This is a genomic window from Siccirubricoccus phaeus, from assembly GCF_008360935.1.
Lineage (GTDB): Bacteria > Pseudomonadota > Alphaproteobacteria > Acetobacterales > Acetobacteraceae > Siccirubricoccus > Siccirubricoccus phaeus.
Window position 1 is genome coordinate 162,184 of the sequence record NZ_SRXO01000002.1, and the last position, 21,089, is coordinate 183,272.

23 protein-coding genes are annotated in these 21,089 nt (G+C 71.6%); 11 read left to right on the forward strand and 12 right to left on the reverse strand.

Annotation, left to right across the window (positions count from 1 at the left end):
• Positions 1-117: 117 nt before the first annotated feature.
• The 4 genes from E5N76_RS03170 to E5N76_RS03185 all read right to left on the reverse strand — a co-directional run bounded on the left by E5N76_RS03170 (position 118) and on the right by E5N76_RS03185 (position 2,276).
• On the reverse strand, positions 118-963 hold the full coding sequence (locus tag E5N76_RS03170; protein WP_149535857.1) for a class I SAM-dependent methyltransferase: 846 nt from the start codon (positions 961-963) through the stop codon (positions 118-120).
• Positions 964-1,202: 239 nt separating this feature from the next.
• Positions 1,203-1,511 (reverse strand): non-heme iron oxygenase ferredoxin subunit, encoded by a 309-nt coding sequence (locus E5N76_RS03175; protein ID WP_149535858.1) that lies wholly within the window; start codon positions 1,509-1,511, stop codon positions 1,203-1,205.
• Positions 1,477-1,779, reverse strand: a complete 303-nt coding sequence (locus tag E5N76_RS03180) for a hypothetical protein (RefSeq protein ID WP_149535859.1) — start codon at positions 1,777-1,779, stop codon at positions 1,477-1,479. The genes E5N76_RS03175 and E5N76_RS03180 overlap by 35 nt, the downstream gene beginning before the upstream one ends.
• Positions 1,779-2,276, reverse strand: a complete 498-nt coding sequence (locus E5N76_RS03185) for a hypothetical protein (RefSeq protein WP_149535860.1) — start codon at positions 2,274-2,276, stop codon at positions 1,779-1,781. Before E5N76_RS03185 ends, E5N76_RS03180 begins: the two co-directional genes overlap by 1 nt.
• A gap of 248 nt (positions 2,277-2,524) precedes the next feature.
• On the opposite strand from E5N76_RS03185, the gene E5N76_RS03190 reads away from it, so the two are divergent.
• A complete protein-coding gene (locus tag E5N76_RS03190) occupies positions 2,525-3,220 on the forward strand; it encodes a hypothetical protein (RefSeq protein ID WP_149535861.1) in 696 nt (231 codons plus the stop codon).
• Positions 3,221-3,772: 552 nt separating this feature from the next.
• Here E5N76_RS03190 and E5N76_RS03195 read toward each other — a convergent pair.
• Genes E5N76_RS03195 through E5N76_RS03205 form a run of 3 tightly spaced genes read right to left on the reverse strand, consistent with a single transcriptional unit; the run spans position 3,773 to position 6,476 of the window.
• Complete coding sequence (locus tag E5N76_RS03195) at positions 3,773-4,747, reverse strand: L-threonylcarbamoyladenylate synthase (protein WP_149535862.1); 975 nt, start codon at positions 4,745-4,747, stop codon at positions 3,773-3,775.
• Entirely contained in the window at positions 4,744-5,520 is a 777-nt protein-coding gene (locus E5N76_RS03200; RefSeq protein WP_149535863.1) for a 3'(2'),5'-bisphosphate nucleotidase CysQ family protein, read from the reverse strand. Before E5N76_RS03200 ends, E5N76_RS03195 begins: the two co-directional genes overlap by 4 nt.
• Before the next feature lie 2 nt (positions 5,521-5,522).
• On the reverse strand, positions 5,523-6,476 hold the full coding sequence (locus E5N76_RS03205; RefSeq protein ID WP_149535864.1) for a glycosyltransferase family 2 protein: 954 nt from the start codon (positions 6,474-6,476) through the stop codon (positions 5,523-5,525).
• Between the two features lie 128 nt (positions 6,477-6,604).
• Here E5N76_RS03205 and E5N76_RS03210 point away from each other — a divergent pair, with 128 nt between their 5' ends.
• The 5 genes from E5N76_RS03210 (at position 6,605) to E5N76_RS03230 (ending at position 10,981) form a co-directional block, all read left to right on the forward strand.
• Positions 6,605-8,116, forward strand: coding sequence for a leucyl aminopeptidase (locus E5N76_RS03210; RefSeq protein WP_149535865.1), 1,512 nt, complete (start codon positions 6,605-6,607; stop codon positions 8,114-8,116).
• A gap of 22 nt (positions 8,117-8,138) precedes the next feature.
• Positions 8,139-9,551, forward strand: coding sequence for a leucyl aminopeptidase family protein (locus E5N76_RS03215; protein WP_149535866.1), 1,413 nt, complete (start codon positions 8,139-8,141; stop codon positions 9,549-9,551).
• Positions 9,552-9,681: 130 nt separating this feature from the next.
• The gene (locus E5N76_RS03220; protein WP_149535867.1) at positions 9,682-10,158 is read left to right on the forward strand and encodes a DNA polymerase III subunit chi; all 477 of its coding nucleotides are present in this window, start codon (positions 9,682-9,684) and stop codon (positions 10,156-10,158) included.
• A gap of 2 nt (positions 10,159-10,160) precedes the next feature.
• On the forward strand, positions 10,161-10,415 hold the full coding sequence (locus E5N76_RS03225; RefSeq protein WP_149535868.1) for a hypothetical protein: 255 nt from the start codon (positions 10,161-10,163) through the stop codon (positions 10,413-10,415).
• A gap of 272 nt (positions 10,416-10,687) precedes the next feature.
• A complete protein-coding gene (locus E5N76_RS03230) occupies positions 10,688-10,981 on the forward strand; it encodes a gamma-glutamylcyclotransferase family protein (protein WP_149535869.1) in 294 nt (97 codons plus the stop codon).
• Positions 10,982-11,154: 173 nt separating this feature from the next.
• On the opposite strand, the gene E5N76_RS03235 is transcribed toward E5N76_RS03230, so the two are convergent.
• Both E5N76_RS03235 and E5N76_RS03240 read right to left on the reverse strand, forming a co-directional pair.
• Complete coding sequence (locus E5N76_RS03235; protein ID WP_149535870.1) at positions 11,155-11,778, reverse strand: glutathione S-transferase family protein; 624 nt, start codon at positions 11,776-11,778, stop codon at positions 11,155-11,157.
• 12 nt (positions 11,779-11,790) lie between these two features.
• Positions 11,791-12,762 carry a Bug family tripartite tricarboxylate transporter substrate binding protein gene (locus E5N76_RS03240; protein WP_149535871.1) on the reverse strand — a complete coding sequence of 324 codons (972 nt, stop codon included), beginning with the start codon at positions 12,760-12,762 and terminating at the stop codon, positions 11,791-11,793.
• Positions 12,763-13,073: 311 nt separating this feature from the next.
• Between E5N76_RS03240 and E5N76_RS03245 the strand changes: the two genes are divergently transcribed.
• Positions 13,074-13,262 carry a hypothetical protein gene (locus tag E5N76_RS03245; RefSeq protein ID WP_149535872.1) on the forward strand — a complete coding sequence of 63 codons (189 nt, stop codon included), beginning with the start codon at positions 13,074-13,076 and terminating at the stop codon, positions 13,260-13,262.
• A gap of 157 nt (positions 13,263-13,419) precedes the next feature.
• Here E5N76_RS03245 and E5N76_RS03250 read toward each other — a convergent pair whose 3' ends face one another.
• Together E5N76_RS03250 and E5N76_RS03255 are read right to left on the reverse strand one after the other, a co-directional pair.
• A complete protein-coding gene (locus E5N76_RS03250) occupies positions 13,420-14,814 on the reverse strand; it encodes an amidase (protein WP_149535873.1) in 1,395 nt (464 codons plus the stop codon).
• Positions 14,811-15,023 carry a hypothetical protein gene (locus E5N76_RS03255; protein ID WP_149535874.1) on the reverse strand — a complete coding sequence of 71 codons (213 nt, stop codon included), beginning with the start codon at positions 15,021-15,023 and terminating at the stop codon, positions 14,811-14,813. The genes E5N76_RS03250 and E5N76_RS03255 overlap by 4 nt, the downstream gene beginning before the upstream one ends.
• A gap of 537 nt (positions 15,024-15,560) precedes the next feature.
• On the opposite strand from E5N76_RS03255, the gene E5N76_RS03260 reads away from it, so the two are divergent.
• Complete coding sequence (locus E5N76_RS03260; RefSeq protein ID WP_187829950.1) at positions 15,561-16,409, forward strand: glycosyltransferase family 2 protein; 849 nt, start codon at positions 15,561-15,563, stop codon at positions 16,407-16,409.
• Positions 16,410-16,478: 69 nt separating this feature from the next.
• Positions 16,479-17,663: a CaiB/BaiF CoA transferase family protein gene (locus tag E5N76_RS03265; protein ID WP_149535876.1), complete on the forward strand. Its 1,185-nt coding sequence runs from the start codon at positions 16,479-16,481 to the stop codon at positions 17,661-17,663.
• 166 nt (positions 17,664-17,829) lie between these two features.
• On the opposite strand, the gene E5N76_RS03270 is transcribed toward E5N76_RS03265, so the two are convergent.
• The gene (locus E5N76_RS03270) at positions 17,830-18,732 is read right to left on the reverse strand and encodes a DMT family transporter (protein WP_149535877.1); all 903 of its coding nucleotides are present in this window, start codon (positions 18,730-18,732) and stop codon (positions 17,830-17,832) included.
• A 95-nt stretch (positions 18,733-18,827) separates the two neighbouring features.
• Between E5N76_RS03270 and E5N76_RS03275 the strand changes: the two genes are divergently transcribed.
• Entirely contained in the window at positions 18,828-19,685 is an 858-nt protein-coding gene (locus tag E5N76_RS03275; RefSeq protein ID WP_149535878.1) for a LysR family transcriptional regulator, read from the forward strand.
• A gap of 427 nt (positions 19,686-20,112) precedes the next feature.
• Positions 20,113-21,012, forward strand: a complete 900-nt coding sequence (locus tag E5N76_RS03280) for a hydroxymethylglutaryl-CoA lyase (protein ID WP_149535879.1) — start codon at positions 20,113-20,115, stop codon at positions 21,010-21,012.
• Positions 21,013-21,089 lie beyond the last annotated feature (77 nt).

The window sequence follows — 21,089 nt, forward strand, 5'->3', positions numbered from 1 at the left end:
CAAGCAATCATGCTCTGGAGCATTTTCAAGTCCGGCGGAATCGCCGGACGACTTGGAAAATGCGACCAGATAAAGGGCTGGAGCGGGTTCGCCGAACGCAGGCGAAATGAAACCGCTCTAGTTGCGGAGCGAGCCGAGGTTTTCCGGGCTATGCTGCTCCGTCAGCTCCAACAGGTTTCCGGCCATCTGCCTGATCCGCTGCTCGGCATGCGGCAGGGACAGGACCGAGAAATCCAGCCCGCCAGGGGTCAAGATGAGCGAGGCCTGCTGCCGGAAGCCGGTATTCAGATCGTCCTCCCAGCCAGGATAGGCATTCGTCTGCAGCAGGAAGAGCGCCTCATCGACCAGCCGGACCTTCTGATGCGCGCAGACCCATTCGATGCCGAGGCCGGTCCGCTCCAGCATTTCGAACAGGGCCAGCATCTCATTCCACAGGAAGGATTTGTAGTTGATGAGTTCGTCGAAGGAGATCGGCAGCCCGGGCCTCAGCGCGCCGGCTTCCTCGAGGCAGCGGAACACATCCACGCTGGAAGAGTAGATGTCGCAGTCGATATTGACGAAGGCGATCGGCTCGGCGCATTCGGACAGGAATTTCGCCAGCGTATCGGAGAAGAAGCCGGGGACAAGCGTGACATTCTCCCGGACCTGCGGCAGCACGCCATGCGTGGAGAAATCCTGCTGCCAGTCACTCCGGCCGTCATCCGGAAAGCCCTGGAAGCTATCGAAGCCGTAGAAGCGGAGACCCGGGTACTTTCCCGCGCAGTAATTGATCGAGTTGCCCTTGTAGACGCCGAATTCCAGGCAAATGCCGGGGGAAGTCCTGGCTTTCTCGAGGGCGGCCAGCAAGGGCAGGCCGCGCCGCGACGTATCTCCCCCGTAGCAAACGCCGGTGACCGTTGCCAGCCGCGGCAGGTAGGTGGCGAGAAATGCCACGTATCGTTCAGCCTTCGAGTAGTTCTGCATGCCGATGATCCAAGCGCCTGCGTGGAAGCTGGAGTTGGCTGACCTCGGTGGCTTGCTCGCTGCTGCGGAAGGCCATGCCGGATCATATCGAATGCATACTATGGTCGGCTGCGGAAGGATAGTCCAGCGCGGCCGGGCTGGCGGCGCGGGCGCTGCAGGCACGCCCGGCCGGCATCTTCAGGGCGGGCCTGGGATGGCCTGCCGTCGCTTCGCAGGGCCGGCAACGACCGGCCGGAAGGTCAGGCCTCGACGAAGACCTCGCCGTTTTCGACCTTCACCTTGTAGGTCGCGACCGGCACCTCCGCCGGCTCGTTCAGCGCGGCGCCGGTGCGGATGTCGAAACAGGCCTGGTGAAGCGGGCATTCCAGCTTGCCCTCCTCGCAAAAGCCGTCGGACAGCAGGGCGTATTCATGGGTACAGACGTCGTGCACCGCGTAGATGCCATCCTCCAGCCGCACCACGGCAATCGGCTCCCCGTTGATGCGCACCGGCAGGGGCATGTTCTCGGCCAGCTCATCCTCGGCGGCGACGCGGTGCCATTCGGCCATCTTCGGGGACCTTCTGCCTGCGGGGTTGGTCGCCCCCGCCATAGCCGGCCCGGCGACCTCTGTCGATCACGCGCCGGAGCGCGATCGCCTGAGGCCGAACCGGCCGAAAGCGTGCGTCACGCGGTCGGACAACGGACCAGAGCGCGATGCCGGAGAGCAGATAGGTCCGCGCATCCGCCGGCATATCGCCGCAGGCGGGCGTGGGCGGCTGGGCGCCGAGGCCGACGAAGCGGACGGAGGCCTCGATGATGATGCCGAGCGCCAGCATCAGCGTCGCCTGGACGACGGCCGGGGAGAGGTAATTCGGGAGCGCGCCGGAGAACATGAGGCGCCGGCCCGCCACCCCCTGCGGCCGCCACGTAATGCGCCTGGGATTTCGCCGGCCGCCGCGATGCAGGTGATGCGTGCCAGCGCAGGCACATGGACCAGGCCCGGCATCGGCTTCGCCTCATTGCCAAGGGTGAAGGGGCTGACCTGCATCTCCCGGATGTCGAAGACGCCGGCCAGGGCGACGGCCCGGATCAGCACCGGAATCGCGGCCACCGCGCCCAGCAGCCGCGTGATCGCCTGTTCCGCCCAGCCGCCGCGGAAGAAGCCGGGGAGAGGCCCGCATGCCGTATCGCTGGCGCCGGGCCCCAGGGCGGCTGCCCAACCAGCCCGGCCTAGGCCCTGCCGCGGCCTTGCATCAGCCTGGCGGCCCAACCGACAGGCGGCCAGCCCCCGCGATCCGCTTCGGCTCCTGGCGGTCATGTTGCCGAATGGCATCGAAGAATTTGTAACAAGCAAGTTGTCGATGCTGACGGCCTGCAAAACATCGGTGATATGGCAACGAAACCCAAGAACAGCGCTGCTCTCGAATTCGCGAAATATGACTTGCACCCGTGGCGTCGGCAGCCTAACTCGGCGAAAACATCTTTTCGCCGCAATTCGCCATATTCGAGGCGCATTCCATGGCCGTATTTCATGTGGTCCGTGCCGGATTCGGGCAGGCATTGCTGTTCTCTGCCCTGATGATGGCGGCGGCCCTGCCCGCCGCGGCCTATGAGGTCGTTACCCCCGCCCAGCATCTCACCGGGCAGCCGGGCCGCGCGATCCTGCCCGACTCGGCGGCCAAGCTGCGCCTGGACTCGCCGGGCCGAAGCTGGTGGGCCCTGGGTGAAGCGATGCCGGTCGCCCCGGCCGAGGCCGGGGAAGGCACCTCCTACCGGGCCTCGGTGGCCCTGGGCAGCCGCCACGAGCTCATGGTCCTGCCGAGCGTGAGCTGGGCGGTCCTGCCGGAGCTGCGCGTCGACGCGGCAGGCGGGCCGCATGGCGCCGCGGCCATTCCCGCCTTCGGCGCTTCCCTGTTGCAGGAGGCGGCGGTGTCCCTGCCGGGGGGATCGCGCTTCCGCGCCAGCATCGGCCTCGGCGATTCCGTCGGGGTGCCCGAGCTTCTCACCGATGGCAGGGGGGCGGCCGACAACCTGGCCGTCCGCGCTTCCGCCTCCCTGGCGAGCGATGTCGGTTCCGTCGTCGGCACGCCGCTGCGCGCGGAGCTTCAATTGGCCACTGTGCGGAAGGTCCTGTCCCATGGCTGGACAGAGCTGTCCTCGAGCTGCGAGCTGAAGCTGGAACTGAGCCGGCCGAGCCTTGCGCCGCTGCGCATTGCCGGGGCCTGTCCGGGCGCCGCGGCGCCGAAACTCACCATCGGCATCAGCGGCCGGTTCTAGAGCAGATCGCCGGAGGGCGGCATCGCCCGGAGGCGTGAATCTGCTCTGCAATCCATAAGCCAGAGCGGTTTCGCGCTGCACAGTCAGCGTGAAACCGCTCCTGGAGCAGATCGCCGGAGGGCGGCATCGCCCGGAGGCGTGAATCTGCTCTGCAATCCATAAGCTAGAGCGGTTTCGCGCTGCACAGTCAGCGTGAAACCGCTCTAGAGCGGGATCGGTTGAGCTGCGCTCACCCGCCCCGCTCTAGCTCATTGTTCGGTCGCGTGATTCACGGTTTCGGTCGATTCGACCTCAACCGATCACGCTCTAGTGGCCTGACCCCGAAGTCCTGCGGACCTTCGTTCCGGGGCTGCCGGCCGTCGTTTTCAATGGTTTGCCTGCCCGCTCCGTTCGCCGGGGCATCCGCGAGCGTCGCGGGCAGCGCAGTGGAGCGGCTTCACGCGGGCCATGCCGGCAGCAAGCCGCCCTGCCTGTCGCCTGGTCGCATTCTCCAGGACGTCCGGCGCTTCCGCCGGCATTGCAGATGGCCGGGGCCCATCCCGGGCCGGCCGGTCAGCCGCGCGGCGCGGCGGCCCGGGCCAGCCGGTCGTTGATGGCGGCGCCGAGCCCCTGCTCCGGCACCCGCATGGCGGCGATGCGGGGGCAGCCGCGCGCCGTGCCTTCCGTATCCAGCCAGCGCAGCCCGGCGAAGAGCCGCGCGGCGGCCTCCGCCAGATCGCCCGTCTCCGAGAGGTTCCAGGTCACCGCCGCGCCGGGCAGGGGCGGGCCGAAGGCGAGCAGCGCCTCATCCGCCGCCACCGCAGTGGCGTTCAGCCGCACCGGCAGGGACGGGGCGTAATGGGACAGCAGCATGCCGGGGGAGCGCAGGCTGCGCACCGCCTCCGCCGCCGCCAGCGGCACGGGCCGGCCGACCTTGCCGATCAGCGCCTCGATCGCCTCCGCCGGGACACCGCCCGGGCGCAGCAGCACCGCACCGGCGCCGGTCAGGTCCAGCACGGTGCTTTCCACCCCCACGGCGCAGGGCCCGCCATCCAGCACCGCGGCGATGCGGCCGCCGAGCCCCGCCAGCACATGCGCCGGCGTGGTGGGGCTGACCTGGCCGGAGAGGTTGGCGGAAGGCCCGGCCACCGGCAGCGCCGCCGCCCGCAGCAGGGCCAGGGCCAGGGGATGCGCCGGCACCCGCACCGCCAGGGTATCCAGCCCCGCCCCGGCCAGCAGGTCGATCGCGCAGCCCGGCCGGCGCGGCAGCACCAGGGTCAGCGGCCCGGGCCAGAAGGCGGCGGCCAGCGCCTGGGCGCGGTCATCGGCGCGGACATCCGCGAAGGCCGCCGCGGCGCTGGGGTAGTGGCAGATCAGCGGGTTGAAATGCGGCCGCCCCTTGGCGGCGAAGATGGCGGCGACGGCGCGGCCGTTCCGCGCATCGCCGCCGAGGCCATAGACCGTCTCGGTGGGGAAGGCGACCAGCGCCCCGGCGCGGAGCAGGGCGGCGGCCTCCGCCACCGCCTCCGGGGGCAGCAGGCGGGTCATCGCCGCCCCTCGGCGACGAAGCCGCCATTGCGCCAGCCCGGCTTGCCGTAGCGCAGCGGCGCGCCGTCCTCGCCCAGCACCCGGCCGCCCGCGGCCTCCAGCAGCGCCTGGCCCGCCGCCGTGTCCCATTCCATGGTCGGGCCGAGGCGCGGTGCGACATCCGCCGCCCCTTCCGCGATGCGGGCGAATTTCATGGCGGAGCCCATGGGCTGCACCCGGTCCAGCTTCAGCCGGCGATCCGCCAGCCATTCAGCCATGCGCCGCGGATTGGGATGGCTGCGGCTGTCCAGCAGCACCGCGCCGCCCGCCGGCATCGGCCGGGCGGCAATGGGAAGGCGTTCGCCCGCCTCCCCCTGCTGCTTCCAGGCCTGGCGCGGCGCGACCAGCCCGCCGAACACCTCCCCCGTCGCCGGCAGGGCGAGCACGCCGAGCACCGGCCGCCCCGCCGCCACCAGCCCGATGCAGACGGCGAATTCATTGAGGCCCCTGGCGAATTCCTTGGTGCCGTCCAGCGGATCGACCAGCCAGAAGCGCGCCGCCGGGGCGGTGACGATGCCGGCGGCCACCTCCTCCTCCGCCACCACCGGCAGGCCCGGCGTTGCCTCCCGCAGCCCCTCCACGATCAGCGCCTCGGCGATCCGGTCGGCCTCGGTGACGGGGCTGTCATCGCCCTTGCGCTCGACGGCGAAGCCGGCGGCCCGCACGGCATTGATGGCGGCGGCGGCCCGGGCGGCAAGGCGGGCGGCAAGCTCCAGCGCGTCCTGGTCGGTCATCCTTACTGTGTAGCATCCGGCAGCCCGCCGGGCAGTGCCCGATCCCGGCGCGGGGCGCGGGGCGTCGCCAGGTACAGCGCCATGCCCTGCAGCGTCGCCAGCATCGCGGCCGCCCGGGTCAGGGGGAAGTCCGGCCGCGTCCCGCCCGACCAGTCCCGCGCCAGGCGCTGCAGGTCCCACCAGAAATGCCGGCGCTGCGCGCCATCCCGGAAATGCTTGGCGCAGAGCGCGCCATTCGCCAGGGTGTAGCCCTGCACCAGGCGGCGCAGCGCCGCCCGGCCGCGGCGGCCGTGATAGTGCCGCACCGCCATGTCCGGCACGTAATGCACCGGCACCCCGGCCCGCACGGCGCGGATGAAGAGGTCGGTATCCTCCCCGGCCCGCAGCCGGGTGCCGGCGCCGAAGCGCTCGTCGAAGGGGCCGAGGCGCTCCAGCACCTGCCGGTGCATGGCCATGTTGCAGCCATGGATGAAGCCGCTGGGCCGGGTCAGGCGCTGCAGCCGGGCAGGGTCCGGGTCCAGCTTGATGGTCACCGGCAGGTCTTCCGGGTCGCCCAGCTCCACCCGCCCGCCGCGGATGGTGGGCACGCGGTCCGCGGCGAAATGGCGGCGGAGATCGCGGAAATAGCCGGGTGCCGGGTGGCAGTCGTCATCGGTGAAGGCCAGCAGCCGGCCGCGCGCCGCCCGCACCGCGGCGTTGCGGGCGGCAGCGAGGCCGGGCCGGGCCTCGACCCGGTGGAGCACCGGGAAGGGCATGGCGGCGGCCCAGCCGGCGATCACCGCCGGCGTGCCGTCGGTGGAGCCGTTGTCCACCACCACCACCTCGGCGGTGAGGCCGGGCTCGGCCGCCAGGGCCTCGCCCAGCGCCGCCAGGCTGGCCGCCAGGGCCGGTGCCCGGTTGCGGGTGCAGAGGAGCAGGCTGAGCGCCGGCAGCGGCGGGGCGGGGGCGGACGGCATGCGCCACACTTAGAATTGTGCGGCACGCGGATCAATCGTGGACGGGCGGCGCCGATGGGGAAGGATAGCGGCGGGCGGGCACGGTGCTATCTATGGCAGGACGCTGTCCTATTCCGGATTCCCGCCGCATGCCCGACATCGCCTTCGTCAAGCCCGCCTTGCCACGCCACGGCGCCCTGGTCCTGCCGCTGGCGGAGGGCGCGGAGACCGTCCTTGCCGGCCTCGCCCAGGCGATCGACGCCGCGACCGGCGGGGCGGTGGGCAAGGCGCTGGCAGCCGCCGGCTTCAAGGGCCGCAAGGGACAGAGCACCACCATCTGGGCCCCGGCCCTGGAAGGCGGCGCGGCCGGGCCTTCCAAGCTGGTCGCCCTCGGCCTGGGCAAGGAGGTGACGGTGGAGGCGGCGGAGGCGGCGGGTGGCGCCCTGCTCCCCCTCATCGCCGGGGAGCGGGAGGCGGTGATCGCCGCCGAGGCCCTGCCGCCGCCCGTGGCCGCCAGCCTCGCCTTCGGCCTGCTGCTGCGCAGCTACCGCTTCGACCGCTATCGCACCACGGAGAAGGAGGAGGACAAGCCGAAGCTGGAGCGGGTGGCGGTGGCGACCGATGCCGCGAGTGCGGTGAAGAGCGCCTGGGCGCCGCTGCGCGCCGTGGCGGATGGCGTCTTCTTCGCGCGGGACCTGGTGAGCGAGCCGCCCAATGTGCTGAACCCCGGCGAATTCGCCGAAAGGCTGCAGGGGCTGGAAAGCCACGGGCTGCAGGTGGAGGTGCTGGGGCCGAAGGAGATGAAGAAGCTCGGCTTCGGCGCCCTGCTCGGCGTCGCCCAGGGCAGCGCGGAGGAGCCGCGCATGGTGGTGATGCAGTGGAACGGCGCGACGGGCGGCAAGGCGAAGAAGGCGGCACAGAAGCCGGTCGCCTTCATCGGCAAGGGCGTGACCTTCGATACCGGCGGCATCTCCATCAAGCCGGCGGCCGGCATGGAGGACATGAAATTCGACATGGCCGGCGCCGCCGCCGTGGCCGGCACCATGCTGGCCCTCGCCGGGCGGCGGGCCAAGGTGGATGCGGTGGGGCTGGTCGGGCTGGTGGAGAACATGCCCTCCGGCAGTGCGCAGCGCCCGGGCGATGTGGTGAAGACCGCCTCCGGCCAGACCGTCGAGGTGATCAACACCGATGCCGAGGGGCGGCTGGTGCTGGCCGATGTCATCCATTACTGCCAGCAGCGCTTCGCGCCGCGCTTCATGGTGGACCTCGCCACGCTGACAGGGGCCATCATCATCTCGCTCGGCCATGAGCATGCCGGGCTGTTCAGCAATGACGACACTCTGGCGCAGCAGCTCACCGCCGCCGGGAAATCGGTCAGCGAGGCGCTGTGGCGCATGCCGCTGGGCGAGGCCTATGACAAGCAGCTCAAATCCGACATCGCGGACATGAAGAATGTCGGCGGGCGGCCGGGCGGCTCCATCACCGCGGCGCATTTCATCCAGCGCTTCGTCGATACCAAGGACGGGCCGATGCCCTGGGCGCATCTGGACATCGCCGGCACCGCCTGGACGACGAAGGACCTGCCCACCGTGCCGAAGGGCGCGACGGGCTTCGGCGTCCGGCTGCTCGATAGGCTGGTGGCGGAGCATTACGAAGGGTGAGGCGTCCCGTCCCCGATACCGCATGTTGAAGCTTCGCCTGCGCCGGGCGCCGCGGGAGGACGACTCGCCGCTGGTGGTGCCGGTGGCGGAGGGCGATGCCGGGCGTTTTCCTTTCGCCGTCGCAGCGGGCTTCGTCGGCGCGGCGGGCCAGGTGGCGGAACAGCCGGGGCCCGCGCGGCGGCTGATCCTGGTGGGGTGCGGCACGCCGAAGCGCCCGCTGGAATGGGAGGAGGCGGGGGGCCATGGCCTCGCCGCCGCCGGGGCGGTGAAGCGGCTGGCGCTGGATGCGCGCGGCCTGGCGCCGGAGGCAGCGGCCGCGCTGGCCGCCGGGGCGGCGCTGCGGGCCTGGCGCTGCGAGGCGTACCGCGCCCCCGGCGAGAAGGCGCCCACCCATCTGGACCTGGTGGTGGACAGCCCCGAGGCGGTGCTGCCGCGCTGGGCCCGGGCGGAGGCGGCGGTGCGCGGCTGCCTGCTGGCGCGGGAGCTGGTGGCGGCCCCGGCCAACCTGCTGACCACGCGGGAATTCGTCCGCCGGCTGGAAGCCCTGGCGGAGCACGGCATCACCGTGGATGTGCTGGGCCGCAAGCGGCTGCGGCGGGAGGGGCTGGGCGGGTTGCTGGCCGTCGGGGGCGGCAGTGCCAGCCCGCCGCGGCTGGCGGTGCTGCGCTGGCGCGGCAGCGTGGCGGCGCCGCCCATCGCCTTCATCGGCAAGGGGCTCTGCTTCGATACGGGGGGCATTTCCATCAAGCCGGCGGCCGGCATGGAGGAGATGAAGGCCGACATGGCCGGCGCCGCCGCCTGCGCCGGGGCGATGCTGGCGCTCGCGCTGCGGCAGAGTCCGGCGCCGGCCGTGGCGGTGCTGGCCATTGCGGAGAACATGACCGGGGCCGAGAGCTACCGCCCGGGCGACGTGCTGCGCATGGGCAATGGCCGCACGGTGGAGGTGGTGGACACCGACGCCGAAGGCCGGCTGGTGCTGGCCGATGCGCTGCATTACGCCGCCACGCATTTCCGGCCGCAGGCGATGCTGGATCTGGCGACCCTGACCGGCGCCATCGTCACCGCGCTGGGGGCGCACCGGGCCGGGCTGTTCGGCACGGATGCGGCGCTGCTGGCCCAGGCGGCGGCGGCGGGGGAGGTGGTCGGGGAAAGGCTCTGGCCCATGCCCATCGGCGCCCGGCACCGGGAGGATCTGCGCAGCGAGATCGCCGACCTGAAGCAATGCGCCACCGGCCGCTTCCTGCCGGATGCCAGCCATGCCGCCGCCTTCCTGCGCGAATTCGCCGGCGCGGTGCCCTGGGCGCATCTGGACATCGCCGGCGTGGATACGCTGGCGGAGGCGGCGGCGCTGGGGGCGCGCGGCCCTTCCGGCTTCGGCGCCCGGCTGCTGGACATGCTGGTGCAGATGTATTTCGAGGATGAGGAGAGACACTGAGCTCCCCCACGACGCCGCTGCGTGGCGCCGCGGGGGCCCCCTGGAGGCGCTGGGGGCCGGAGGTCTCGTACAGCCTGCAGCGGCAGGGCCGCTGCCGGACAGCGGGCAAGGGGGTGAGGAGGCGGGCGTTGTGGCCGAGATCGGATTCTACCACCTGACGCGCACGCCGCTGGACCAGGCGCTGCCCCGGCTGCTCGGCCGGATCCTGGCGCAGCAGGGACGCGCTCTGGTGCTGTGCGGCGGGCCGGAACGGGTGCAGGCGCTCGATGCGGCGCTCTGGCTCTGCCCGGAGCCGGATTGGCTGCCGCATGGCATGGCGGCCGGCAGCCACGCCGCGCACCAGCCCATCCTGCTGACCGCCGAGGATGCCCCGGCGCCGAACGGCGCCCGCTATCTGGTGCTGCTGGACGGGGCGGAGAGCGCATGGCTCGGCGAGTATGACCGGGTGCTGGATCTGTTCGACGGGCATGACGAGGCGGCCGTCGCCGCCGCCCGAAGGCGCTGGGCGGCGGCGCGCACGGCGGGGCATGCGCTGACCTATTTCCAGCAGGGGCCGCGCGGCTGGGAGAAGAAGGCGACCTCTGGCGCGGCGCTTGCTACGTCCTGAGCATGCGCCCTCGTCGCCGCTTCCGCCTGCCGCCGCCGCCCGTACCCGACCTGCCGCCGCCGCGCCTCGGCCATAATGGCGGGCCGCCGCTGGACCCGGAGGAAAGCTGGCGCGGCTATGTCTGGCGGAAGAAGGCGAAGCAGGCCTGGAAGGTGCCGCGGGAAATCGCGCTGCGGCGGCTGGCCAGGGCCGAGGAGATCGGGATGAGCTATCGGGAATACACGCTCGAGATCATGGAGCGCGGCAGGTATCTTTGAGGGCTCGTTGCGGCCGTGCCCGCAACCCTTCGACCTCTCACCCGCCAAGGGATTTGTGCCCCATCGGGAGCAGGTTGCTGACGACATCCGACCTGTAGAACAGTCCTATCGGTCGCTTAGAGCAGCCTCCGATCCGACGGATCGCGTCGTGATCCGTCAGATCGGAGATAAGCTACTCTAGACACTATATTTTCTAGAGCAATATCCGATCAGACGATTCCATCTGATCGGATACTGCTCCAGGGGCGCTCGCCGAGCTCGGCAGGTGGAACATGGACAGCACCAAGTTGTATCTGTTTGCTTGTGGAAGTTTCAAGCAGGCGGCGGTCCAGGAACAAGTCTTCGGCCGCCAACTGGCTGGGAAGCCGGATGCCCTCGTCGGCTTTTGTCGAGAACCTTTCGTGCGGCCGTCAGGCATTCTGAATGACCGCGTGGACGGCATGGTATTCGAAGTTACGGATGCCGATCTTGCTGCGGCTGACGCATACGAACCTCCGAACTACCGGCGTTCAAAGGTCAGGACTGCCTCAGGCCTGCTTGCATGGGTCTACCTTCGACAGAGCTGAACCTGGACGCAGCCCAACTATGCCGCACGACATGGAGTCGAAATCGGCCGATCCGGGCAGGCCGCAGAGCTCCCGGGTTCCGGACCCGACGGCCGGGACGCAAAGCTCAAGGGTTCCAAAGGCCCTTCGGCCTTTGGCGGGTGGCGTTCGAGGAGGGCAGAGCCCTCCTCGACCTACAGCGCGGCCTCCGCCGCCAGCGCCTTCTGCACCGCCGGCCGCGCCATCATCCTTGCGAAATGCGCCGCCACAAGCGGCAGGGAGGAGAGCTTCACCCCGTCCCCCTCCAGCCAGCGCGCCAGCGTGAACAGATACGCATCGCAGGCCGAGAATGTCTCGCCCAGCACCCAGGGCCCGCGCAGCATCCCCTCCTCGATCAGCCTGAAGCAGGCTGCCATCGTCTCGGGTACCTTGCGCTGCATCTCGGCGATCGCCGCCGGATCATCCGCCCAGCGCGTGCCGCGGCCCTTATGCGCGTGCGCCACATGCACCGTGGCGCAGAGATAGAGGTTGAAGCTCTGCGCCTGGGCGAACTCGAACGGGTCCGCCACCGGCAGCAGCTTCGTCTCCGGGTGGCTCTGCGCCAGGAAGGCGAGGATGGCCGGCGTTTCCGTCAGGATGCCGCGCGGCGTCGCCAGGGCCGGCACCCGGCCCTTCGGATTCACCTTCAGGTATTCCGGCGAGCGCTGCGCGTTCCGGCCGAAATTCACCCGGCTCAGGGTGAAGGGCAGCCCTGCCTCCTCCAGCGCCAGATGGCTGGCGAAGGAGCAGGAGCCGGGGGAGGTGAACAGGGTGTACATGGCGCGGGGTCCTCAGCCTTCGATCCGGATGCCGGTCAGCGCCACCAGCTCTGCCCAGCGGGCCAGCTCCGCCTTCTGGAAGGCGGCGAACTCGGCGGGGCCCATGGGCGCGGCGGTGAAGCCGAGGCTGGCGAGCCGCGCCGACATCTCCGGCGCCGCCAGCAGCCCGGGCAGCACCGCGGCCAGCTTCTCCACCACGGCCGCGGGGGTGCGGGCCGGCCCGAACAGGCCGAACCAGGCATCCACGGCCATGTAGGGCGCACCCGCCTCGGCGAAGCTCGGCACCGCCGGCAGCTCCGGCAGCCGCGCCGGGGCGCCGATGCCGAGGCAGCGGAGCCGGCCACCCTGCACCAGCGTCACCACCTGCGGCCAGGTGGAGACGAAGGCATCCACCACCCCGCCGACCGTGTCTGTCACCGCCTGGGCGCCGCCGCGATAGGGCACATGCGTCGCCTTCAGCCCCTCCCGCCGCACGAAGCTCTCGGCGATGACATGGCTGGCGGAGCCGACGCCGGAGGAGGCGTAGGTGATGCCCTGGGTTCGGCCGCGCTCGGCGAGGTCGGCGAGCGTCCTTGCCGGGCTGTTCGCCGGCACCACCAGGGCATGATGGACCTCGGCGAGGCGGAAGATCGGGGTGAAATCCTCGACCGGGCGATAGGGCAGATCCCGCAGCATGGCGGCATTGGCCGCATGGGTCTGGTTGTTGCCGAGGGCGATGGTGTAGCCGTCCGGCGCCGCCTGGGCGGCGACCTGGGTGCCGAGCACCGCGGCGCCGCCCGGCCGGTTCTCCACCACGAAGTTGCTGCCCGGGATGGCGGCGGCCAGGCGCTCCGCCAGGGCGCGGGCCAGCACATCCGTGCTGCCGCCGGGCGGGTAGGCCAGCAGGATGCGGACGGGGCGGCTGGGCCAGGGCTCCGGCGCCTGGGCGCGGGCCAAGGCGGGGAACAGCAGGGCGGCGGCGAGGAGGGGGCGGCGGTTCGGCATGGGCGACGGGAGGATAGGCGAGGCGGCGGCGGGCCGGAACCCGGCGCGGCCTCGTGCCGGCCCGGGGCTGCCGGGCGCCGCTTTTACCTACGGGGGTGGGCGGAGGCCCGCTGCGCGACCGGGCGGGTTGCGCCAGCCGCTGGAGTCGGCCGCCCCGCCGCGACCATCGAGCGCAAGGGTTGCAACACTCTCACCTTTGTGATCATCTGAGCATCGTTGAGCAGGGCTTTGAAACATCTGGGAATATTTCCGCCGTCTTCGCGCCACAACTTCTGGTGCAGAATGCGTGGGCTTGTTGGGGAGAGGATGCCATGGAGCGCCGACCCGATGCCTGGGCGGAGTTTCTGCGCCGGACGATGTTGACCCTGGGGCTGGCCGGGGTGGCGGCGGTGCCCGCCACGCCAGCAGCGGCCGATCGCGGCCAGGAGCAATGCGAGCCGGATACGGCCGGCGCGGCTGACATGCCGGTGCCGCAGCAGGAGCTGCCGACGAAGGGCTGATGGCCCTGCGCGTTTCGCGCCCTCGACACCGTCGAGCGCATCCCAAGCCCCGGCCATGGTTCGGCTTGCGCGTCGGGGACTTCGCCGCGCGGCATCCCGGCACGACAACCGGCCACGGCCCGCGGAACAGGCCGAGGGGGCAAAGCCCCTCCTGGCCTCACAGCTTCGGCGCCATCCCCGCCCAGGGCGCCGCCCGCTCATAGGCCGCGGCGGCGCGGTAGATCAGCGCCTCGGAAAAGCTCGGCCCGACGAGCTGCATGCCGAGCGGCAGCCCCTCCGCCCGGCTCAGCCCGCACATGAGGCTGAGCGCCGGGTGGCCGGTGACGTTGAAGGGCGTGCGGGCCTGGCGCGGATAGGTCCGCTCCACCTCCGCCGCATCGTCGATCCGGCAGGCCGGGTCCATGGAGCTGGCGCAGAGCAGCAGATCCACCTCCCGGAACGCCGCCTCCACCGCCGCCACCAGTTCCCGCCGCCGCCGCTGGGCCTGGACGTAGTCGGTGCCGGTGACGAATTGGCTGGGCAGCAGCCGCCGGCGCGTCACCGCGGCGTAGTCGCCCGGCCGCTCCTTCAGCCAGGCCTCGTGGATGGCGCCGGCCTCCGGCAGCATGATGGCGCGGTTGACGGCGGCGAATTCGCCGAGCGGCGGCAGCACCACCGTGCTCAGCACCGCGCCTTCCTTCGCCAGCAGCGCCGCCGCGGCATCCAGCGCCGCCGCCATCTCCGGCGTCGCCGGCGTGTCCACCTCATGGAAATGCCGGACGAAGCCGATCTTCAGCCCGCGCAGCCCCTTATGCAGGTCGCGCGCGTAATCCTCCCGCGCATGCGGCGCGCTCCCGGGGTCGCCCGGGTCGTGCCCGGCCATCACGCCGAGCAGGATGGCGTTGTCCCGCACCGTCCGGGTCATCGGCCCGACATGGTCCAGGGTGAAGGCCAGCGGGAAAACGCCGCGGCGGGAGACCAGCCCGTAGGTCGGCTTGAGGCCGACCAGCCCGCAATGGCTGGCCGGGTGCCGCACGGAGCCGCCGGTATCCGTCCCCAGCGCCGCCGGCAGCATCCGCGCACCCACGGCGGCGCCGGAGCCGGAGGAGGAGCCGCCCGGATGGTGCGCCGGGTTCCAGGGGTTGCGCGCCGGCGGGAAGGGCAGGTCGAAGGCCGGGCCGCCGATGGCGAATTCATGCGTCGCCAGCTTGGCGGGGAAGATCGCCCCGGCCTCCCGCAGCCGCGCCACCACCGCGGCATCCGCCTCCGCCACCCGGTCGAGCTGTAGCTTCGAATGGCAGGTGGTGGGGTGGCCCTCCAGGTCGATGATGTCCTTCAGCCCCACTGGAATGCCGTGCAGCGGGCCGCGCGGGCCGGCGGCGGCGATCTCCGCCTCGGCCGATTTCGCCGCCTGCATCGCCTCCTCCGGCAGCAGGCAGATGCAGGCGTTCAGCTTCGGCTCCAGCGCCTCGATGCGCGCCAGGCAATCCGTCAGCAGCTCCACCGGGGAAAGCTGGCGGGCGGCGATCAGCGCGCCGGCGGCGGCGAGGCTCAGCGCATGCGGTGCGGTCATCGGCCGTCCCCCCGCGGCGCCGCATAGGGCGGCATGGGCTCCGCGGCCGGGGCGGCGGGGCGGCGGAAGGCGCTGCGCAGCTTGGCGGCGTTGGCGATCGCCTCGGACACGTCCTGCGGATGATCGGCCCAGGCACGGCCGAGGCCGGCGGCCTCGGCGAGGATGGCGTCGCGCGAGGGGGCGTCGGGGGGCGGGGCGGCATCCGGCATCTGGTCTCTCCCGAGTGGTGCGATACGGGAGGGTGCCGAAAAAAAAGCGGGGGCGGAACCCTGGAGGGGCCCCGCCCCCGAAGTCGGCGCCGGCGAGTTGGCGGGGCCCGGATAAGGGGCGGGCGCCCGCCTCGGCGCTGTTGGGGAGAGTGAGGCCGCCACGCGACCTCAGGGGGGATTGTATCGGGGAAGGATTGACCGATCCTTGCGGAAGGCGGGTGGGAACGTCGCGTGCAACGGCGCGTGGCGGGGAGGGGGCGGGGCGCAGGCCGATTGTCACGCTTCCGGTAAAGCTGCTACGCCGTTCCGGACGGCGATGGCACGCCGGAGGTGCCGCCCCCGCCGGCGCATCGGATGCCGGGGGGCCGGTCCCGCCCGCCGCGCCCTCGCCGCGGGCAGGCGCGGCCGCCCATGCCGGCGCGCGATGCGCCCGCTGCCGCCCGCGCGCCACGCGATCGGGGCTGTCGCCTGGGCGCGTGAGTCGCGCTTCGGGTGGGTCGACCTTCAAGCGGGCCTGCTCCGGCCCAAGGGATGCCGATGCGGATCTTCGCCCTGACCTTCGCGCATAACGAGGACTTCATGCTCCGCCGCTGGGTCGAGTATCACGGCCGGCAATTGGGGCAGGAGAACCTCTTCGTGGTCGATCACGGCTCGACCGACCTTTCCACGGCGGGGCTCGGCCGGGCCAATATCCTGCGCGTGCCGCGGGTGAATTACGACGAAAGGGGGCGGGTCATCGCCGCCTCCAAGCTGCATGAGGGGCTGCTGCAGTATTTCGACTGCGGCTTCGTCTGCGACGTGGACGAATTCCTCGTCGCCGATCCGCGCCACCACCCGGGCGGGCTGGCGGGGTTCATCGCCGCGGTGCGGCCGGACTCGCTCTGCGGCATCGGGCTGGAGCTGCTGCACATCCCGCAGCGGGAGCCGGCCTTCCAGCCGCATCTCCCGATCCTCGTCCAGCGCCGCCACGTCTTCTACAACGCGGCGGTCAGCAAGCATTGCTTCGCCCGCATCCCGACGCGGTTCGGCGGCGGGCTGCACAGCTCCACCAACCCGATCCGCTTCCACGAGCATTTCTACCTGTTCCACCTGAAGCATTTCGACCAGCCCTGGCGGCTGCAGCGCCAGCGGGTGACCCGTGGCTGGGACTACGCCACGGAGTTCGGCGACCATGCCCGCCGCAGCGACGCGGAGGCGGAGCATCATGTGGCGGGGCTGGTGCAGCATTTCGGCCAGCACCTGGAACCAGGCTTCGGCTTCGCGGCGGAGACGGCGCGGTCCGTCGCCCTCGGCCAGCGGGTGGCGAATGGCGAATACGTCCAGCGCGAGTATTTCTACAGCGAGGCGGCGCGGCTGGTGCCGGCGGAGTTCAGCACCTTGTTCTGAGCCGTCGCCCCGGCTTTCCCGCCACGCCAGGAAGCGGCTAAGGAAGGGGCTGGCCTTCCGGGGGGACCCATGCAAGCGACCAACGCCGCCCTGCCGCTCGCCGGCCTCAAGGTGGTCGAGCTCGGCCACTACATCGCCGCGCCCTTCGCCACGCGGCTGCTGGCCGATCTCGGCGCCGAGGTCATCAAGGTGGAGCCGCCGGAGGGCGACCCGGTGCGCGGCTGGGGCAGCCAGGTGGAGGGGCACGCGGTCTGGTTCAGCGTGCATGGTCGCAACAAGCTCTCCGTCACGCTGGATTTGAAGAGCGCGGAGGGGAAGGCGAAGGTGCGGCAGCTCATCGCCCGCGCCGATGCGCTGGTGGAGAATTTCCGCCCCGGCCAGTTGGAACGCTACGGCCTCGGCCCGGCCGATCTGCACGCGGTGAACCCGCGCCTCGTCATCGCCCGGGTCAGCGGCTATGGGCAGGACGGGCCCTATCGCGACAAGCCGGCCTTCGGCGCGATCGGCGAGGCGATGGGCGGGCTGCGCCACCTGACCGCCAATCCCGGGCAGAACGAGCTGCCGCCGCCGCGCTGCGGCGTCTCCATCAGCGACGACCTGGCGGGGATGTACGCGGCCATGGCGCTGGTCGCCGCCTGCTGGCAGGTGAAGGGCGATCCGGATGCCAGGGGGCGCGTCATCGACGTGGACCTGGTTGGCAGCGTGTTCTCGCTGATGGAGGGGATGCTGCCGGAATACGGGCTGTTCGGCTGGGTGCGGCAGCCCCAGGGGGCGGCGATCAAGACCGCCGCGCCGACCAACACCTATCCCTGCGCCGATGGCAAATGGCTCTGCATCGCCGGCAATTCCGATCTCATCTTCCGCCGGCTGATGGCGGCGATCGGCCGGCCGGAAGCGGCCAGCGACCCGCGCTTCGCCAATAACGGCCTCCGCTGCGAGCATGTGGGGGAGCTGGACGGCATGATCGCCGACTGGACCCGCACCCTGCCGGCGGCCGAGGCGGAAGCGATCCTGGAGAAGGCCGAGGTGCCCTGCTCCCGCCTCTACGACATGCGGGATTGCGCCGAGGACCCGCATTTCCGCGCCCGGGAGCTGGTAATGGAGGTGAGCGACCCGCTGATCGGGCAGGTGCTGCACCCGGCGGCGCCCTTCCGCTTCGACGGCGTGGCGCCACGGGAGATGGTGCGCTGGACCGGTCCTGCCGCCGGGGCGCATAACGACCACGTCTTCCGGGAGCTGCTGGCGAAGGGCTGAGAATGGGGGCTTTGCCCCCGCTGCCCCCCGAGCAGGAGGCTCGTCGCAGGCCGTGCCCGCGGCCCTGCACCTCCGCCGGGCGGGGTTGCCTGGCATTGCCGGCAATGCTTCCCGGACCCCGCCGTGAGTTCGCCGGCCCAGCCTGGCGAATTGAGCCGAAACCCGATCAACCGGCCGCCGCCCGCGGCCCGCCGGTGCTTGCCAGGGCAATGCCTGCCAGCACCGCGGCCAGCCCCAGCACCAGGTTCCAGCGGATCGGCTCCCCCAGCAGCACGGCGCCCAGCAGCGCTGCCGTGACCGGGTTCACGGTGACGGAGACGGCCACCCGCGTCGGCGTGGTGCGGACGAGGGCAAAGGCCCAGAGCCAGAAGGTCAGGGCGCTGCCGAACAGGCCGAGATGCAGCATCGCCAGCCATTGCGGCAGGCCGAATCCGGCCAGCGCCGCCAGGTCCCCGCGCGCCCAGGCCAGCCCCGCCAGCGCCGCCGCCCCCACCCCCATGCCGAGGGCGGTGAAGGGCAGCGCGCCGCTGCGGCGGATGAAGGGCCGCGACCAGACATTGTAGAGCGCCATGCAGAGCGCCGCCGCCGCCATCAGCGCATCGCCCCGCCACGCCCCGTCCGGCGCCGTGCCCAGCCCGGCCAGCAGCGCCAGCGCCACCCCGCCGGTCGCCACCGCCACGCCGAGGCTCTTCCGCGCCGTCAGCGCCTCCACCCCAAGCATCGCCGCCGCCGCCATGGTCAGCAGCGGCAGGGTGGAAAGGGCGAGCGCCGCCCGCGCCGCGGTGGTGTAGATGAGTGAGGCGTTGAACAGCACCGGGAACAGCCCGAAGAACAGCAGCCCGAGCCCGGCCACCGCCGGCCAGTCCCGCCGCGCCGGCCAGGGGCGGCCATGCCGCCCTCCGCCCTGCCAGGCCCCCAGCCCCGCCAGCAGCAGGAAGCCGATGCCGAAGCGGCAGGCGCCGATGGTCAGCGGATCGGCCGCGCCTGCCAGGTAGCGCGTCGCGGCGATGGCGGTGCCGCCGAGGCCGCTGGAGCACATGGCGGCCAGGATGCCGATGGTCTCGTTCACGCGCCGCCTGCCTCCGCCCCGCGGGGGCAGCAGCTATCCATGCGGCGCTTCATCACGGAATGGCATTTGCCTGATGGAGGCTATAACAAGCTGCGATGACCCAGCCCCTGCTCGACCCCGAATTGCTGCAGGCCTTCCTGGCGGTGGCCGAGCACCGCTCCTTCACCCGCGCCGCTTCGCGGCTGAACCGCACCCAATCGGCGGTCAGCATGCAGGTGCGGCGGCTGGAGGCGCGGCTCGGCGTCGCGCTGTTCCAGCGCAGCACTGTGCATGTGGCGCTGAGCCCGGCGGGGGAGGGGCTGCTGGGCTATGCCGGCCGCATCCTCAGGCTGCAGGAGGAGGCGGTGGCGCGGCTGCGGCGGCACCGGATCGGCGGGCGGGTGCGGCTCGGGGTGATGGATGATTACGGTGCCCTGCTGATGCCGAGGCTGCTGGCCGGCTTCGCCGCGGCGCAGCCGGAGATCAGGGTGGAGATGGAGACCGGGCTGACCTCCGGCATGGTGGAGCGGCTGGGCGAGGCGCATGACCTCGTCATCGCCATGCATCCGGCCGGCCAGGGCGGCGGCGAATTCCTGCGGCGGGAGCAGGCGGTCTGGGCGGCGGGGACGGACCCGGCGGTGGAGGCGGCGGCGCCGCTGCCGGTGGCGCTTTACCCGGAGGGCTGCCTGTTCCGCCACTGGGCCATGGCGGCGCTGGATGCGGCGGGGCGGCCCTGGCGGCTGGCCTTCGTCAGCCACAGCCTGGCGGCGGTGGAGGCGGTGGCGGCGGAAGGGCTGGCGGTGACGGTGGTGAAATCCGGCACCTTCCCGCCACGGCTGCGCCGGCTGGGCCCGCGGGAGGGCATGCCGCCCCTGCCGGAGGCCGATATCCGCCTGCACCGTGCTCCCTCGCTCTCCCCCGCCGCTGGCCTGCTGGCGGAGCATCTGGCGGCGGCGCTGGGGCCAGGAGGCTGAGGCGGCGCCGATTTCCCCCCTGACGGCATCTGCTCTAGTGTCCCGCTTCCGAAGCCCTGCGGACTTCGGAAGCGGGACACCAGCTCTCGTTTGCAGTGGCCTGCTTGTTCGCTGCCTTCGCTGGAAATCCAGCGAACTTCGCGGGCAGGACACTGGTGTCCCGCTTCCGAAGTCCCGCGGACTTTCGTTCTCGGGCCACTAGCCTGTGTTTTCAGTGGCCTGCTTGTCCGCGGCGTTCGCTGGAAGTCCAGCGAACTTCGCGGGCAGGACACTAGAGCGGTTTCACGCTGACTGTGCAGCGCGAAACCGCTCTAGCTTATGGCTTGTAGAGCAGATTCACGCCTCCGGGCGATGCCGCCCTCCGGCGATCTGCTCTAGCCTTGCCCCTCCGCCATTGGCGCCAGCACCATCGGGAGAACGCTCTGCCATGACCGAAACCGCCATCCTCTCCGAGGTCGCGCCGCGCGACGGGCTGCAAAGCATCGGCCCCTTCGTGCCGACCGAGACCAAGATCGCCCTGGTGCGCGCCAGCTACGAGGCCGGGCTGCGCCGCATGGAGGTGGGCAGCTTCGTCTCCCCCCGCGCCGTGCCGCAGATGGCCGATACCGGCGAGGTGCTGAAGGCCGCGAAGCAGCTCGAGGGGCTGGAGAGCACCGTGCTGGTCCCCAACCGGAAGGGGTTCGAGCTGGCGATGAATGCCGGGGCGGACCGGCTCGGCCTCTTCATGTCGGCGACGGAGAGCCACAACAAGGCCAACCTGAACCGCCCGCTGGAGGACAGCTTCGCCGATCTGGCCGCCATCGTGCGGGAGGCGCCGAAGGGGACGAAGATCCGCTTCAACCTCTCCTGCGTCTTCCATTGCCCCTTCGAGGGGGTGGTGCCGGACGCGCCGGTGCTGGCGCTGATCGGCCGCATCGCCGAGCTGGACCCGGAGATGGAGATCGCGCTGGCCGACACCACCGGCAATGCCGCGCCGGACCAGGTGCGCCGCATCTTCACCGTGGCGCAGGAGAAATGGGGTCACCGCTTCGCCTATCACGGCCATGACACTTACGGCATGGGCATCGCCAATGTGACGGCGGCCTGGGAGGCGGGCTGCCGGGTGTTCGACGCCGCCTCTGGCGGCATTGGCGGCTGCCCCTTCGCGCCGGGCGCCACGGGCAATGTGGCGATGGAGGATGTGGTCTGGCTGTTCCAGCGCATGGGGGTGGAGACCGGCGTCGATTTCGCCAAGCTGCTGCTGGCGGCCGACTATGCCGCAGCCGTACCCGGCGCCACGCCCGGCGGCGCCATGCGGCGTGTCCCGGCGGCGCGCAAGGCGGCCTAGGGAGCAAACTTATACCGGGGTCCGGGGAGGGGTCCCCTCCCCGGCGGGGGTGCAGGGGGCAGCGCCCCCTGCCTCTG

Coding starts and splice junctions, on each gene's coding strand:
- E5N76_RS03170 (WP_149535857.1), bottom strand. CDS start 963: ATGCAGAACTACTCGAAGGCTGAACGATACGTGGCATTTCTCGCCACC.
- E5N76_RS03175 (WP_149535858.1), bottom strand. CDS start 1,511: ATGGCCGAATGGCACCGCGTCGCCGCCGAGGATGAGCTGGCCGAGAAC.
- E5N76_RS03180 (WP_149535859.1), bottom strand. CDS start 1,779: ATGCTGGCGCTCGGCATCATCATCGAGGCCTCCGTCCGCTTCGTCGGC.
- E5N76_RS03185 (WP_149535860.1), bottom strand. CDS start 2,276: ATGCCATTCGGCAACATGACCGCCAGGAGCCGAAGCGGATCGCGGGGG.
- E5N76_RS03190 (WP_149535861.1), top strand. CDS start 2,525: ATGGCGGCGGCCCTGCCCGCCGCGGCCTATGAGGTCGTTACCCCCGCC.
- E5N76_RS03195 (WP_149535862.1), bottom strand. CDS start 4,747: ATGACCCGCCTGCTGCCCCCGGAGGCGGTGGCGGAGGCCGCCGCCCTG.
- E5N76_RS03200 (WP_149535863.1), bottom strand. CDS start 5,520: ATGACCGACCAGGACGCGCTGGAGCTTGCCGCCCGCCTTGCCGCCCGG.
- E5N76_RS03205 (WP_149535864.1), bottom strand. CDS start 6,476: ATGCCGTCCGCCCCCGCCCCGCCGCTGCCGGCGCTCAGCCTGCTCCTC.
- E5N76_RS03210 (WP_149535865.1), top strand. CDS start 6,605: ATGCCCGACATCGCCTTCGTCAAGCCCGCCTTGCCACGCCACGGCGCC.
- E5N76_RS03215 (WP_149535866.1), top strand. CDS start 8,139: ATGTTGAAGCTTCGCCTGCGCCGGGCGCCGCGGGAGGACGACTCGCCG.
- E5N76_RS03225 (WP_149535868.1), top strand. CDS start 10,161: ATGCGCCCTCGTCGCCGCTTCCGCCTGCCGCCGCCGCCCGTACCCGAC.
- E5N76_RS03230 (WP_149535869.1), top strand. CDS start 10,688: ATGGACAGCACCAAGTTGTATCTGTTTGCTTGTGGAAGTTTCAAGCAG.
- E5N76_RS03235 (WP_149535870.1), bottom strand. CDS start 11,778: ATGTACACCCTGTTCACCTCCCCCGGCTCCTGCTCCTTCGCCAGCCAT.
- E5N76_RS03240 (WP_149535871.1), bottom strand. CDS start 12,762: ATGCCGAACCGCCGCCCCCTCCTCGCCGCCGCCCTGCTGTTCCCCGCC.
- E5N76_RS03245 (WP_149535872.1), top strand. CDS start 13,074: ATGGAGCGCCGACCCGATGCCTGGGCGGAGTTTCTGCGCCGGACGATG.
- E5N76_RS03250 (WP_149535873.1), bottom strand. CDS start 14,814: ATGACCGCACCGCATGCGCTGAGCCTCGCCGCCGCCGGCGCGCTGATC.
- E5N76_RS03255 (WP_149535874.1), bottom strand. CDS start 15,023: ATGCCGGATGCCGCCCCGCCCCCCGACGCCCCCTCGCGCGACGCCATC.
- E5N76_RS03260 (WP_187829950.1), top strand. CDS start 15,561: ATGCGGATCTTCGCCCTGACCTTCGCGCATAACGAGGACTTCATGCTC.
- E5N76_RS03265 (WP_149535876.1), top strand. CDS start 16,479: ATGCAAGCGACCAACGCCGCCCTGCCGCTCGCCGGCCTCAAGGTGGTC.
- E5N76_RS03275 (WP_149535878.1), top strand. CDS start 18,828: ATGACCCAGCCCCTGCTCGACCCCGAATTGCTGCAGGCCTTCCTGGCG.
- E5N76_RS03280 (WP_149535879.1), top strand. CDS start 20,113: ATGACCGAAACCGCCATCCTCTCCGAGGTCGCGCCGCGCGACGGGCTG.